This window comes from Paracoccus sp. S1E-3 (assembly GCF_013868135.1).
Taxonomy (GTDB): domain Bacteria; phylum Pseudomonadota; class Alphaproteobacteria; order Rhodobacterales; family Rhodobacteraceae; genus Paracoccus.
This window is the reverse complement of sequence record NZ_JACEMU010000015.1, coordinates 1-13,775: the sequence shown is the minus strand read 5'-3', so window position 1 is coordinate 13,775 and position 13,775 is coordinate 1. Positions and strand designations below refer to the sequence as shown.

The 13,775-nt window shown below is 64.4% G+C and carries 9 protein-coding genes and 1 CRISPR repeat array; of the genes, 4 read left to right on the top strand and 5 right to left on the bottom strand.

Translation table 11 applies throughout. The features are described from left to right. Window positions 1-82: 82 nt before the first annotated feature. Window positions 83-1,333, bottom strand: a complete 1,251-nt coding sequence (locus H1S04_RS13535) for a D-amino acid dehydrogenase (protein WP_181746069.1) — start codon at window positions 1,331-1,333, stop codon at window positions 83-85. A 380-nt stretch (window positions 1,334-1,713) separates the two neighbouring features. On the opposite strand from H1S04_RS13535, the gene H1S04_RS13530 reads away from it, so the two are divergent. From H1S04_RS13530 to cas2, 4 genes are all read left to right on the top strand, one after another. Next, window positions 1,714-4,035: a heavy metal translocating P-type ATPase gene (locus H1S04_RS13530; protein WP_181746068.1), complete on the top strand. Its 2,322-nt coding sequence runs from the start codon at window positions 1,714-1,716 to the stop codon at window positions 4,033-4,035. A gap of 982 nt (window positions 4,036-5,017) precedes the next feature. Further along, the gene (cas9, locus tag H1S04_RS13525; protein WP_181746067.1) at window positions 5,018-8,263 is read left to right on the top strand and encodes a type II CRISPR RNA-guided endonuclease Cas9; all 3,246 of its coding nucleotides are present in this window, start codon (window positions 5,018-5,020) and stop codon (window positions 8,261-8,263) included. A 56-nt stretch (window positions 8,264-8,319) separates the two neighbouring features. Then, window positions 8,320-9,231 (top strand): type II CRISPR-associated endonuclease Cas1, encoded by a 912-nt coding sequence (gene cas1, locus H1S04_RS13520; protein WP_181746066.1) that lies wholly within the window; start codon window positions 8,320-8,322, stop codon window positions 9,229-9,231. Next, a complete protein-coding gene (cas2, locus tag H1S04_RS13515; protein WP_255435619.1) occupies window positions 9,228-9,572 on the top strand; it encodes a CRISPR-associated endonuclease Cas2 in 345 nt (114 codons plus the stop codon). The genes cas1 and cas2 overlap by 4 nt, the downstream gene beginning before the upstream one ends. 73 nt (window positions 9,573-9,645) lie before the next feature. Continuing rightward, window positions 9,646-10,604: a CRISPR direct-repeat array (repeat unit 36 nt; unit sequence AGTGTAGCCATTCAGAAATCGCGGTCCAGCGGCAAC). A gap of 42 nt (window positions 10,605-10,646) precedes the next feature. Here cas2 and H1S04_RS13510 read toward each other — a convergent pair. Genes H1S04_RS13510 through H1S04_RS13495 form a run of 4 tightly spaced genes read right to left on the bottom strand, consistent with a single transcriptional unit; the run spans window position 10,647 to window position 13,714 of the window. After that, window positions 10,647-11,249: a plasmid pRiA4b ORF-3 family protein gene (locus H1S04_RS13510; RefSeq protein ID WP_181745529.1), complete on the bottom strand. Its 603-nt coding sequence runs from the start codon at window positions 11,247-11,249 to the stop codon at window positions 10,647-10,649. Further along, window positions 11,246-12,898 carry an IS66 family transposase gene (locus H1S04_RS13505; protein ID WP_181745530.1) on the bottom strand — a complete coding sequence of 551 codons (1,653 nt, stop codon included), beginning with the start codon at window positions 12,896-12,898 and terminating at the stop codon, window positions 11,246-11,248. The genes H1S04_RS13510 and H1S04_RS13505 overlap by 4 nt, the downstream gene beginning before the upstream one ends. Window positions 12,899-12,956: 58 nt before the next feature. Next, window positions 12,957-13,307: an IS66 family insertion sequence element accessory protein TnpB gene (gene tnpB, locus H1S04_RS13500; protein WP_112312267.1), complete on the bottom strand. Its 351-nt coding sequence runs from the start codon at window positions 13,305-13,307 to the stop codon at window positions 12,957-12,959. Beyond that, entirely contained in the window at window positions 13,304-13,714 is a 411-nt protein-coding gene (locus H1S04_RS13495) for a transposase (protein WP_181745531.1), read from the bottom strand. The genes tnpB and H1S04_RS13495 overlap by 4 nt, the downstream gene beginning before the upstream one ends. Window positions 13,715-13,775 lie beyond the last annotated feature (61 nt).

The following is a 13,775-nucleotide window of genomic DNA, read 5'->3' as shown; positions in this document are numbered from 1 at the left end:
CGCGGTCCCGTTTCAGCGCGGGTCAGCCGCTTCGCGCGGCGCCCGGCGCCAGCGTCGCAGCCTGGCGGCGACTCGGGCGAGGCTAGCTGTAGCGCGCCACGGCCAGGTCGGTCGCGTCGATCTCCGGCGCGCGGCCGGAAACGAGATCGGCGATCACCCGGGCCGAACCCGAGGACATCGTCCAGCCGAGCGTGCCGTGTCCGGTATTCAGGAACAGACCCTTGACCCTGGTGGGACCGATCACCGGGGTGCCGTCCGGCGTCATCGGGCGCAGCCCCGACCAGAAGCGCGCCCGCGACACGTCGCCGCCGGGGAACAGATCGGTGACGGAATGTTGCAGCGTCAGCCGGCGCGGCTCTCCCAGATCGTTGGTATAGCCGGAAATTTCGGCCATGCCGCCGACGCGGATACGCTCGCCCAACCTGGTGATGGCGATCTTGTAGGTCTCGTCCATGACCGTCGATTCGGGGGCGAGCGCCGGATCGACGATCGGAATGGTCAGCGAATAGCCCTTGACCGGATAGACGGGCAGCCGGATCCCGTGCGACTTGACCAGCAGGGGCGAGAAGCTGCCAAGCGCCACAACCACGGCATCCGCTTCCAGCCTGCCATTCGCGGTGACCACGGCGCGCACCTCGCCGCGTTCGACCTCGATGCTGCGGATGATGCTGTCATAATTGAACTGCACGCCCAAGGCGGCGGCCTGCACCGCCAGCGCATTGGCGAATTTGAAGCAATCGCCGGTTTCATCCTGCGGGGTCAGCAGACCGCCGACGATCTTCTCGCGCGCATGGCGCAGCGCGGGCTCGGCCCGGATGCAACCTTCCGGGTCGAGGATTTCATAGGGCACCCCGTCCGCCGCCAGCGCCTTCACGTCCTTTGCCGAGGCGTCCAGCTGCGCCTCGGTGCGGAACAGCTGCAGCGTGCCCTTCACCCGTTCGTCATAGGAGATGCCGGTCTCTGCGCGCAGTTCCGCAAGCGCGATCCGGCTGTAATCGGCCAGCCGCAGCATCCGGCCTTTGTTGATAGCATAGCGTCTGGAGGTGCAGTTGGTCAGCATCTGCAGCATCCAGGAAATCATCGCCCGGTCGACCTTGGGCCGCAGGATCAGTGGCGCGTGCTGCATCAGCAGCCATTTGATCGCCTTCATCGGAATGCCGGGCGCGGCCCAGGGCGAGCAATAGCCGAACGAGACCTCGCCCGCATTGGCAAAGCTGGTCTCCAGCGCCGGGCCGGGCTGACGATCGACGACGGTGACTTCGTGCCCCGCCTTGGCAAGCTGGTAGGCCGAGGTGACGCCGATAATGCCGGCGCCGAGAACAATGACTCTCATGAAATCCTCGGGAAACGAGAGAAAGGGTCAGAAACGGGTCTGGACGCTATTGGAAACGGTACCGCGTGTCTGTGCAAGACCTTGTTGCATCGGCAATATGTCAATCTTCTGCGACTTGCGTTGCTGCCGTGCAGATCGAGTTTCAGCCCCCCCGGTTGGGAGGGCGCGGCGCATCCGCGTTCCGAATAGCCACCCGAGCGCCGGCGGGTCGCGCAGAGGGTCGACCTCCCCTCCTTGAGGGATCGGCGGCGCCTTTACCGTGCGCCGGCGAGAAATTTACCCGTTTTCAGCCGCGGATTCCCCTTGAACCTCTAGTTGCTAGAGACCTTAGATTTCGATTCGATGAAGGCAATTGCCCTGTCCGGGGCCGAGGGAACAGCATGACGACATCCGAAAAACAAAGCGCCGCCGCCTGTGACTGGACGGTTTCCGGCATGGATTGCGGGTCCTGCGCGACAAAGATCAAGGACGCCGTGAGGCGCCTGCCGGGGGTCAGCGGCGTCGAGATCGGCATCATGTCGGAGCGGCTGCGCCTGACGCTGGACGAAACCCAGACAGGCCGCGAAAAGGTCGAGGCGGTCGTGAAATCGCTTGGCTATGGCATCGCACCGCGCACGGCGGGGGCAAAACAGGACTTCGTCCTGTCGGGGGACGGCCCCGCGGCGGGGAATGGGCACGATCATGCCGGACATGACCATGACCACGACCACGCGCATGACCACGACCATGACCATGACCATGACCATGGGCCGAAGAAGGCCGCTGTAGCCCGCAACGACATTGGACATGGCAGCCCCGGCCATGTCCATGATGACCCCGCCGACCGTGGCAAGCGATGGTATCAGACCGCCAAGGGCAAACTGGTGATCTTCACCGCGATCCTGCTGGCTGCGGCCTGGATCATCGAACTGCTTGCCCCGCAGATCGGCAAATGGGCCTTTGTCGCGGCTTGTGTGATCGGGGTCGCCCCCATCGCCCGGCGCGCCTTCGCGGCGCTGCGCATGGGCCAGCCCTTCACCATCGAAAGCCTGATGACGGTCGCCGCCATCGGCGCCCTGTTCATCAATGCCGCAGAGGAGGCCGCGCTCGTCGTCTTTCTGTTCGCGGTGGGCGAGGTGCTGGAAGGCGTCGCCGCCGGCAAGGCGCGCGACGGTATCCGCGCGCTCGCCAACCTGGTCCCCAAGACCGCGCTGCTGGAGGTGGGCGGGGCAACGCGCGAGGTCCCGGCATCGAGCCTGCTGGTCGGACAAACCGTCCTTGTCCGTCCCGGCGACCGCATCCCGGCAGATGGCGAGATCGCCGAGGGCACCTCGGGCGTCGATGACAGTCCGGTGACGGGCGAAAGCGTGCCGGTCACCAAGGGGCCGGGCGATCCCGTCTTCGCCGGCTCGATCAATACCGAGGCGGCGCTGCGCATCACCGTCACCAAGGCGGCCGAGGACAACACCATCGCCCGCATCATCCGGCTGGTCGAGGAAGCCGAGGACGCGCGCGCGCCGACCGAACGTTTCATCGACCGCTTCAGCCGCTGGTACATGCCCGCCATCGTCGCCGTCGCGGCCTTGGTCGTCGTGGTGCCGCCGCTGGCCTTCGGGCAGCCCTGGGACACATGGATCTATCGCGGACTGGCGCTGCTGCTGATCGGCTGCCCTTGCGCGCTGGTGATCTCGGTTCCGGCCTCGATCGCGTCGGCCCTCTCAACCGGCGCGCGGCGCGGCTTGCTGATGAAAGGCGGCGCGGTGATCGAGGCCGCGGCCCGAACGCGCCGCGTCGCCTTTGACAAGACCGGCACGCTGACCCATGGCCGCCCGGCCGTCACCGATATCGTCACCTTCGGCGAGGTGACCGAGGTCGACCTGCTGGCCGTCGCCGCAGGCGTCGAAACGGGATCCAGCCACCCGCTGGCCGTGGCCATCCTGAACAAGGCGCAGGAGGCGGGCGTCCAGCCCCTGCCCTCGCGCGATGCCAGGGCGCTGATGGGCAAGGGCGCGACCGCCACCGTCGGCGATGCACCGGCCTGGGTCGCCTCGCCGCGCCACGCGCTGGAAATCGGGGGGCTGGACGAAGCCGGATTGCGGCAGGCGGCTGGCTTTGAAGACGAAGGCAAGACTGCCGTCGCCGTTTTCCGCGACAAGACCCCGCTCGGCCTGATCGCCATGCGTGACGAACCGCGTGGCGACGCGGCCGAGGCGGTGCGCCAGCTGACCGGGATGGGCGTCAGCTCGGTCATCCTGACCGGGGACAATCCCCGCACGGCAGCGGCCATCGCCGGCGGCCTGGGCATGGAGTTTCAGGCCGACATGATGCCGGAAGACAAGCTGATCGCGATCCGCAGGATGAGCGAACAGGGCGGCGTGATGATGATCGGGGACGGCATCAACGACGCTCCGGCGCTGAAGCAGGCCAATGTCGGCGCGGCGATGGGTTCGGGCACCGATGTAGCGCTGGAAACCGCCGACGCAGCGATCCTGCGCGACCGGGTGACGGACATTCCGGCGTTGCTTCGCCTCGCCCGCGCCACCATGACCAATATCCGCCAGAACGTGACCCTGGCGCTGGGTCTGAAGGCGGTGTTCCTGGTGACCTCGGTTCTGGGGCTGACCGGTCTGTGGATCGCCATCATGGCCGATACCGGCGCCACAGTTCTGGTCACCCTGAACGCCCTGCGCCTGCTGCGCTTCAATCCCGAACGCGAGGCGTGACGCGGTGATACCGGCCATCGGGTCGGCCGTCTTCGCGGCCGTTGCGGTGGGGTTGTCTGCCCCTCACCGCAACGGCAGCAAGGCGATGCTTCATCGGCACCGACCCTGTGGCACTGCCCTTGGTGACCTGTTTCCCACAGCGGCGTTCCTGATTGACGTGCCGGTCATGACGGAGAGGGAAATCGCTTGTCGATACTGCTTTCCCGGCTCGCCCGCGCGACACGCCGATCGGCAGGTTTGAAAGCGCCTTCCAACAGAGCGAGATAGGTTGCCGGCGCATTCCCCAACCCATTGCCGGCATTTTCCGGGTCGCCAACGGAATCCGCATCACCACCCGCAGCGACTTCTCTGCAGAACAGGCATCGCCGATTGCCCGACCAGCGATGAATATCGCTGCCGAAGCGTCTGCGACGTTAAATGGGTATCTAGGGCAGTTCTTTCCCGGCTGTTTTCTGGACAGCCCGCAAACCGGAGTTCTGACCAGAAATTCTGCCTTGGGCTAAGTCAGCGCCGATCCGATCACACCAAAAGGAAACACGGGCCGTAGCCCGTGTTCCAATGTGGTGCTCTGTCGAGCTTGTTAACCGCTCGACCGCGATTTCTGAATGTTCTCAGATAATCGCGTCAGGAACGAAACGTCAAGAGCGTTTCGTCATTCAGAGATCGCGGTCCAGCCGCAACGCAAATACGTCGCAAACACTATCATTGCACATTGTGGATAATCTCGCGGCGTGCGGCAAAGATCGAATCTGCGTCGTCCCTCTGAAGCGTTTAAGCTCGTCCAGAACCGGGAGCGCCGCCGGGGCGAACCAGACCTTTGCCGAAGTGAATCGGAGAAGGCGCGGCTCTCACTACGGTTAAGGAACTGGCGCGGATCGAGAGCATATTTCTCAGCAAATGCATTCCCTTATCGAATAAATCCCATGGACAAGCGCATATCGGTCGGCATTCAATGCAAATGTTCCAAATTTACGGTCATGCCATGCACACACGCCTCGCCCTCGATATCGGCACCTCCTCCATCGGCTGGATTCTTTATCAGATTACCGATGACCGCCCGACCCGAATCCTCGATGGCGGCGTGCGAATCTTCGGGGATGGCCGCGAGGCGAAGACCGGGCAGTCGCTGGCAGTGGGGCGACGCACGGCCCGCGGGATGCGCCGGCGCCGCGACCGCTATCTGCGCCGACGCGCCGCGCTGATGAAGCGTCTGGGCACCGCCGGGCTGATGCCCTCGGATCCGGCCCAAGCCGCCGCGCTGAACGCGATCGACCCTTACGAGCTGCGCGCGCTCGGCCTCGACCACCGGCTGCCGCTGCCGCATCTGGGGCGGGCGCTGTTCCACCTGAACCAGCGGCGCGGCTTCAAGTCGAACCGGCGCACCGACAAGGGCGACAATGAAGGCGGCCTGATCAAGGACGCGACCGCGCGGCTGGATCAGGCGATGATGGCTGCGGGTGCGCGCAGCTATGGTGAATTCCTGCACATGCTGCGTCAGCAGGCGGGCGACGCGCGCGATGTTCCCGCCGTTCGCACCCGTATCAACCCGCATCTGACCGGCGAGGACGGCAAGGAGCAGCCGGGCTACGACTTCTATCCCGAACGCCGGCATCTGGAGGAGGAATTCCACAAGCTCTGGCAGGCGCAGGCGCAGCACCATGCGGCCCTGACCGACGAATTGCGCGACAGCCTGTTCGAGACGATCTTTTACCAGCGCCCCCTGAAAACCCCGGCTGTCGGGCGCTGCCTGTTCCTGCCCGAACCGCGCCTGCCCAAGGCGCATCCGCTGACCCAGCGCCGCACCCTTTACGAAACGGTGAACATGCTGCGTGTGGTCACACCGGGCGAGGCCAAACGCCGACTGACGCGCGAGGAACGCGACATCGTCATCCATGCCCTCGACAATCGCAAGATCCTCGCCGGGCCGGGCAAGAACGTGATGACGCTCGCCGCGCTCGGCAAGGACATCAAACTGCGCCCGGACCAGAGTTTTTCTCTGGAAACCGCCAACCGCGACTCGATCGCCTGCGACCCGGTGCGGATGAGCCTCGGCTATGAGGGCCGCTACGGCGCGCAATGGTCGACCCTGACCATTGAACAGCAATGGGAGCTGATCCAGCAGCTGCGCGAACAGCAGGATGGCGAAGCACTGGTGCAATGGATCATGGACCGCACCGGCTTCGACCGCAACCGTGCCCGCGCCATCGCCGATGCGCCTTTGCCCGAGGGCTTCGGTCGCCTCGGCGAAACCGCCACCCGCCGCATCCTTGAGGTGCTGATCGGGGGCACCGCCGATCAGGAGGTGGCAACCTATAATGAGGCGGTGGCCTTCTGCGGCTGGGACCATTCGCGCTTCGGCAAGGGCGAGGCGCTGGAACGCCTGCCCTATTACGGCGAGGTGCTGGACCGTCATGTGCTTCCCGGCACCGGAGAGCCCGATGACGACCCGGTCACCCGCTTCGGCCGCATCACCAACCCGACGGTGCATATCGGCCTCGGTCAGGTGCGACGGCTGGTAAACCTGATCATCGACACCCATGGCCGCCCCGACCAGATCGTGCTGGAACTCGCCCGCAACCTGAAGATGAGCGAGGAGGAGAAGCGCGAACTGGCCAAGACCAACGCCAAGAACCAGCGCGCCGCCGAAGCCAACAGCGACGATATCGCCATCCTGAACGACACCCGCGCCGCCGGGCAGCCGGCCATTGTCGATAATGGCGCCAGCCGCGCCATCCTGCGCATCTGGAAGGAAAGCTCGTCCGATGTGCTGAACCGCGTCTGCCCCTATACGGGCACGCAGATCACCCCCGCCATGCTGTTCGACGGCAGCTGCGATATCGACCATATCCTGCCCTATTCGCGCACGCTGGACGACAGTTTCCCCAACCGGGTGGTCTGTCTGAAATCCGCCAACCGCGAGAAGCGCAATCAGACCCCGTGGGAGGCCTGGGGCAACACGCCGAAATGGCCCGTTATCGAGGCGAACCTGAAGAACCTGCCCGGGAACAAGGCCTGGCGGTTCCAGCCCGACGCCATGACCCGCTTTGAAGGAGAGCGCAACTTCGAGGCGCGGGCGCTTGTCGATACGCAATATCTGTCGCGTCTCACCCGCGAATATCTGGAAAGCCTCTACGCCGATGCGCTGGCGGCTGGCCGCCGCCCGATCTGGGTGGTCGCGGGCAAGCTGACCGAGTTGCTGCGGCGTCATTGGGGCCTGAACGGGCTGCTGCCCGACGCGCATCGCGGCACGTCCAAGGCCAAGAACCGTCAGGATCACCGCCATCACATGATCGACGCGGCCGTCGTCGGCGCGACGGACCACAGCATGGTTCAGCGCATCTCGAAAATGTCCGCCGCGAATATCGCCAATGGGCTGGAGGCGCTAGCCGGCACGATCCTGCCGCCATGGCCGGGCCTTCGCGATGACCTGAAGACGCAGCTCGACCGCACCATCGTCAGCCACCGCGCCGATCACGGGCGGATCGACGCGCAGGCACGCAAGCAGGGGCGCGACAGCACCTCGGGGCAGTTGCACAACGACACCGCTTATGGCCTGACCAGCGAAACCCTGAACGGCGTGCCGCTGGTGGTCAGCCGCAAACCCATCGACAGCCTGACCCCGGCGATGCTGGACAAGATCCGTGACTCGCATCTGGCTGGGTTGTTGCGTCACGCGATCGAGGGCAAGGAAGGCAAGGACCTGAAGGCCGCGATCGAGGCCTTCCGTGGCCGCCCCGGCCCCTATCATCGCATCCGCCATCTTCGCCTGATCGAACCGGTCGATGTCATCAAGATCCGTGACCGGAACGGCAAGGCCTACAAGGGTTACAAGGGCGACAGCAACCAGTGCTATGAGGTCTGGCGCCTGCCCGATGGTCGCCTGACCCATCACGTCGTCTCGACCTTCGACGCCCATCAGGGCGGCGAATCCCGCCCGCATCCGGCGGCGAAGCGGCTGATCCGGCTGTTCAAGGACGACATGGTCAAGCTTGATGACAGCAAGTTCGGGCCGGTGATCGCCACGGTCAGAAAATTCGATGTCAACGGCGGTCTTTCTCTGGTTGCCCATAACGAAAGCAATGCCGATCAGCGCTACCGGAAGGACAAGGAGGATGTGTTCATCCGCATGCAGCCCTCGGCGCTGATCAGGGCCGGGGCGCGGCGCGTGGTTGTCGACGAGATGGGCCGCTTCCGCGACCCCGGTCGGCCGCCGGACAGAATCCGTTAGGAGCGAATCGCCCGTCACGTTAGCATTTTCTTGTGTTTTCGTGGTGAGTTACCGGCTTGGACCAGATCATAGATATCAGCCAGGAAGGCCGACATCTGTCCCGCGAAAGGGGCTTTCTGAAGGTCGAGGCCGAGGGCGTGTTGCTGGGCCGTGTGCCGCTGGACCAGATTGCCGCGGTCATCGTCCATACCCATGGCGTCACCTGGAGCAATTCGCTGCTGGTCGAGCTGGCGGATCGCGGCGCGCCTGTCATCCTTTGCGCGGCCAATCATCAGCCCCGCGCGGTGCTTTGCTCGCTGGACGGCCACCACGCACAGAATGCGCGGATGCGCGCCCAATGGGATGCGCCCGCGCCGCTGATCAAGCAGGCCTGGAAGCAGATCGTCATCGCAAAGATCAGGATGCAGGCCGCCGCACTGGCCACCATCGGTCAACCTCCCGCCCGGCTTGAGCAGATCGCCCGCGGCGTGCAGTCGGGCGACAGCGGCAATGCCGAGGCGCAGGCCGCGAGGGTCTATTGGCCGATGATGATGGGCAAGGATTTTCGGCGCGACGCCGATCTGCCCGACATTAATGCGCTGCTGAATTATGGCTATACGGTGCTGCGCGCCGCGACCGCGCGCGCCGTCGCGGCCGCCGGACTGCACCCGACCATCGGGCTGTTTCACTCGAACCGCGCGAACGCCTTCGCACTTGCCGACGATCTGATGGAGCCCTTCCGGCCCCTCGTCGACCTCACCGCCCGCGCAATCGCCGCACGTGACGGCGCCGACGTCACCTCTGACGCGAAACGCCGGATGGCAGAGCTGATCGCGCTCGATCTGCCGCTGACCGGCGAGACCAGCCCGGTTTCGGTCGCCCTGTCGCGGCTGGCCACATCGCTGGCCCAAAGCTTCGAGACCCGGCGGCTGGCGCTTGCCCTGCCGGAATCCCCCGCGCCGCTTGTGCTGGCGGGGCTTGGTCGATGAACGCCCCCGCCACCTTTCTCAGCGGATATCGCCTCATGTGGATCCTCGTCATGTTCGACCTGCCGACCGACACCAAACCGCAGCGCAAGGCGGCGGGGGATTTCCGCAACTTCCTGCTGGACGAAGGTTTCGAGCGCAGCCAGTTCTCGATCTACGCGCGTTTCGTGAACGGCAAGGAAGCCTTTGAGGCCCGCATCCGCCGAATCGAGCGGTGCCTGCCCTCACAAGGCGACGTCCAGATCCTGAGCATGACCGACCGTCAGTATCGGGATATCGTCCATTTTTCGGACCAGGGCCGACGACGAGCCCGGGAAAATCCATCGCAACTGGTGCTTTTCTGATGCGATTCGATGATTTTCACCACACCCGCCCTTCTGCTTTCCATAAGTATTTCAATGGATTGTAGAAGGACGAAGTGTAGCCATTCAGAAATCGCGGTCCAGCGGCAACTGCCGCCCGCTCGTCCATGAGCGCCAGCGTAGTGTAGCCATTCAGAAATCGCGGTCCAGCGGCAACTTGGCTGGCGGCGGCACGGAAATGCGCTATAGTGTAGCCATTCAGAAATCGCGGTCCAGCGGCAACTGCACGTCGCGGCGCACGGTCTCGAACGCCCAGTGTAGCCATTCAGAAATCGCGGTCCAGCGGCAACGCATTCTTCCGTGGGCTTCCAGTCCGGGCAGTGTAGCCATTCAGAAATCGCGGTCCAGCGGCAACTGCTGGACGCGCGTCAGGTGCCGTTCGATCAGTGTAGCCATTCAGAAATCGCGGTCCAGCGGCAACTCGCTGCGGTCGCTGAATGAAAAGACATGAGTGTAGCCATTCAGAAATCGCGGTCCAGCGGCAACTAATCTCGTCGATCCCCGGTTGGATAGCGTAGTGTAGCCATTCAGAAATCGCGGTCCAGCGGCAACTGGATGCAGCTAGGCATCAATCCGGTCTTGAGTGTAGCCATTCAGAAATCGCGGTCCAGCGGCAACTGCTGGCTGCGACGAGTGCTGCGCTTGGTAAGTGTAGCCATTCAGAAATCGCGGTCCAGCGGCAACTTGATTGGGAAGCAACCGCCTGCGCCGTGCAGTGTAGCCATTCAGAAATCGCGGTCCAGCGGCAACAATATATATAATAAAATGCGCGCAGCGTGAAGTGTAGCCATTCAGAAATCGCGGTCCAGCGGCAACAGAATGATCGCGCGGGCGTTAGCTGCGCTGAGTGTAGCCATTCAGAAATCGCGGTCCAGCGGCAACCGGTCGCGTTCGATTTCCATAGTCTTGACCAGTGTAGCCATTCAGAAATCGCGGTCCAGCGGCAACTATTCTGATCGCTCGGCCGCGGCGTTTCGCAGTGTAGCCATTCAGAAATCGCGGTCCAGCGGCAACTATGGTAACCATCCGGCGTAGGCCGCGGACGGGTGTCCGTGCTCAGGGAGTGGGCTTGGGTGCTTTGGGCTTGCCGGGCCGCGGGGACCATTTCTTCGCGAGTTGGTCAAAGCGTTCGACGATCCTGTCGATCCTGGCATCTTCGGGATCGAAGGTTGCACCTGACCAGCCGACCATGTCGTCGTGCTGCTCGTGGTCCGGATCTGCGAGGGCTTCGAGGAATTCCTCGTAGCCCGGAGCACCGCCGACATCCTCGGGCGGGCAGGCCCCGCTGGCCTTCAGAAGCCTTGGATAGGTCACGCCCGGGGTGGCCTCGGTGACCCGCTCGATCCGGATGCTGTGGTCCCAGTCATCGCCGAAGTCGTAGACATACTGGATCGTCCTGACGCCGGTATCCTCGAGCACCTTCTGCAGCGTCGCCTTCTTCGCGGGCATCGGGCCGTCGTAGAATCCGTCCGGACCGGGCACGCCCCAGCCCGCCCCCCCGGCCCTGAATTCGTAGAGATGGGTGTCCGTCCAGCCCATCGCCGCCTGGACCACCTCATGCAGCCGGTCGAGCCTGATCTTCAGCGGCACCTCGATATGGCGCATCGGCTGAGGATCGACGTCGTTCAGAAGGATCCGGAGGCGGGCGATCAGGGTCATGCGGCCCTCCTTTGCGGTATTTGCGACCAGTTCCAGGGAAGAAGTTCCGGCAGGCGCGACAGGGGTATGTCCGGCAGCCGGGCAAGGACATCGGCCAGCCAAGCCTGCGGGTCGACGTCATTCATCTTGGCCGTGACGATCAGGGAATACATGAAGGCGGCGCGGTCGCCACCGCGCGGAGATCCGGCGAAGAGCCAGGCTTTCCGCCCGAGGGCGACGCCCCGCAGCGCGCGTTCTGCTGCGTTGTTCGTCAGGCAGATGCGGCCATCATCGAGGAAGCAGGTGAAGGCGTCCCAGCGGCCGTCCTCCTCGAACATGTAGTTGATCGCCTTGGCGACGGGGTTGTGCTTCGACATTCGGGCGCGTTCGGTCCGCAACCAGTTGTGCAGATCCTGGACCATCGGGCGCACCAGCCGCTGACGGGCGTCATGGCGGGCCTCGGCGGTCAGGCCGGTGATCTCGCGCTCGGCATCGAAGATGGCGTCGAAGCGTTTGACCGATTCCAGCGCGATGGGCGAGATCTCCTCGGCCACCGATCTGCCCTTGCGGGCCGTGGCTTTGATATCCGCCAGTTCGAAGAACTTGCGCCGGGCATGCGACCAGCACAGCGCGCTCAGCACCGGCGCGGGCCTGTGGCTGGCATGATAGAGATCGTTGTAACCGCCATAGGCGTCAGCTTGCAGGATGCCGGTCCAGCCCGTCAAATGCCGGGTCGGGTGTTCTTTCCTGCGGTCGGTTGAGAAGTAATAGAGCGCTGCCGGCGGCGCCCCACCGGCAAAGGGCCGGTCATCCCGCAGATAGGTCCAGAGCCGGGCGGTTTGCGTGCCACCTTTGGCCAGCAGCGGCACGGTCGTGTCGTCAGCATGCAATCGCTCGGCGCCGAGGACATGGGCGCGGATCAGATCGTGGATCGGCTGCAGCGCCACGGCACAGGCCCCGACCTGATCGGCCAGGGTCGAGAGGCTGATCTCGACGCCCTCCTTCGCATAGCGCTCGGCCTGCCTGTTCAGGGGCTGATGCTGGCCAAACTTCTCGAACAGCACCATGGCCAGCAGGTTCGGGCCGGCCCAGCCCCGGGGTGTCGGGTGGAACGGCGCTGGCGGCTGGCTGATCTTCTCGCAGTCGCGGCAGGTGAACTTCTCGCGGACGGTTTGCACGACCTTCCACTGCCGCGGGATCACCTCCAGCGTCTCGGTGATGTCCTCGCCCATCTTCACGATGCGCGCCGAACCACAGCAAGTGCAGGAAGTCGGCGCCTTAACCACGACGCGCTCGCGGGGCAAATGCTCGGGGAACGGCTTGCGGGCTGGGCGGCGGCGTTCGAAGGCCGCGACCATCGCCCTCGGGCCCGTCGCCTCGGCTTTGGCCCGGTCATCGGCAATGTCGGTCTCGATGTCTTCGAGCTGCATCTCCAGTTGCTCGATCAGCCGGGCATGGCGTTCGGCACCATGGCCATATTGCTCGCGGCGGAGTTTGGCGATCTGCAGTCGGAGGTGCCGGATCATGTCTTCAGAGGCCGAGACGATCGCCTGAACCTGGGTCAACTCCCCCTTGGCGGCGACCAAGGCGTCCTCTGCGGCAGATGCGCGAGTCTCTGCCGCGGCGAGTGCGGCGCGCAGAACAGCGATCTCCGAGGTGGTCTCCGACATGCCGAAGACCTATCACGAAACCCCGGAATAGTCCAATAAAACAAGGGTATTTTGACTATCAACCCGCCGAGGCAGGCCGCTGCGTCCAGCGCGGATTGCGCCAGTCGATTCCTTCCAGAAGATAGCCGAGCTGCGCCGCCGAAACCGGAACGGCTGAGCCATTCTGGCTCACCGGCCAGATGAACTTCCCCGCCTCCAGCCGCTTCAGATACAGCGACATGCCGACCCCGTCGTGCCACAACACCTTGATCAGGTCACCCTTGCGCCCCCGGAAGCAGAAGATCTCGCCACCGTGCGGATCGCGACCCAGGCCCTGCTGGACCTTCAGCGCCAGGCTGTTCATCCCGCACCGCATGTCCGTCACCCCGCCTGCAATCCACACGCGCGCCCCCGCCGGAAAGGCGATCATGCGCTGTCCAGCACCGGAAGCAGCCGCGCCAGAATGACCGGGTCAATTCCCGCAGGAACCACGAGGTGCCGGCCATTCACCAGTGTGATCGCGACTGTGACGGCATCGGAGATCTCCAGCTCTGCCGCAGGTGATACCGATACAGGCACAGGTTCGGCAGCAATCATCACCGGCGCAAAGGTCAGGGCAGGCTCATTTCCGAGAAGGCCCTCGCGATAGTCCTTCCGCCAGCGCGTCAGCAACGCGCGAGAGATATCGTGACGCCGCGCCGTCAGCGCCACGCTGCGCGGGCGCGACAGGCTTTCCTCGACGATACGGATCTTCTCGGCAGCCGACCAGCGACGCTGCCGACCACTATCGGTCACCGAGAGAACCTCGACTTGGGAACTGAAGCTATGGGTGTCCATAGCTTCAGCCTCCTACATCCATCCCGCCTTCAGCGTCAGACGGTCCTCACCGGGAGCTTAC

Bases quoted from the DNA above. Each gene is read 5' to 3' on its own strand.
- H1S04_RS13535 (WP_181746069.1), bottom strand. From the start codon at position 1,333: ATGAGAGTCATTGTTCTCGGCGCCGGCATTATCGGCGTCACCTCGGCC.
- H1S04_RS13530 (WP_181746068.1), top strand. From the start codon at position 1,714: ATGACGACATCCGAAAAACAAAGCGCCGCCGCCTGTGACTGGACGGTT.
- cas9 (WP_181746067.1), top strand. From the start codon at position 5,018: ATGCACACACGCCTCGCCCTCGATATCGGCACCTCCTCCATCGGCTGG.
- cas2 (WP_255435619.1), top strand. From the start codon at position 9,228: ATGAACGCCCCCGCCACCTTTCTCAGCGGATATCGCCTCATGTGGATC.
- H1S04_RS13510 (WP_181745529.1), bottom strand. From the start codon at position 11,249: ATGACCCTGATCGCCCGCCTCCGGATCCTTCTGAACGACGTCGATCCT.
- H1S04_RS13505 (WP_181745530.1), bottom strand. From the start codon at position 12,898: ATGTCGGAGACCACCTCGGAGATCGCTGTTCTGCGCGCCGCACTCGCC.
- tnpB (WP_112312267.1), bottom strand. From the start codon at position 13,307: ATGATCGCCTTTCCGGCGGGGGCGCGCGTGTGGATTGCAGGCGGGGTG.
- H1S04_RS13495 (WP_181745531.1), bottom strand. From the start codon at position 13,714: ATGGACACCCATAGCTTCAGTTCCCAAGTCGAGGTTCTCTCGGTGACC.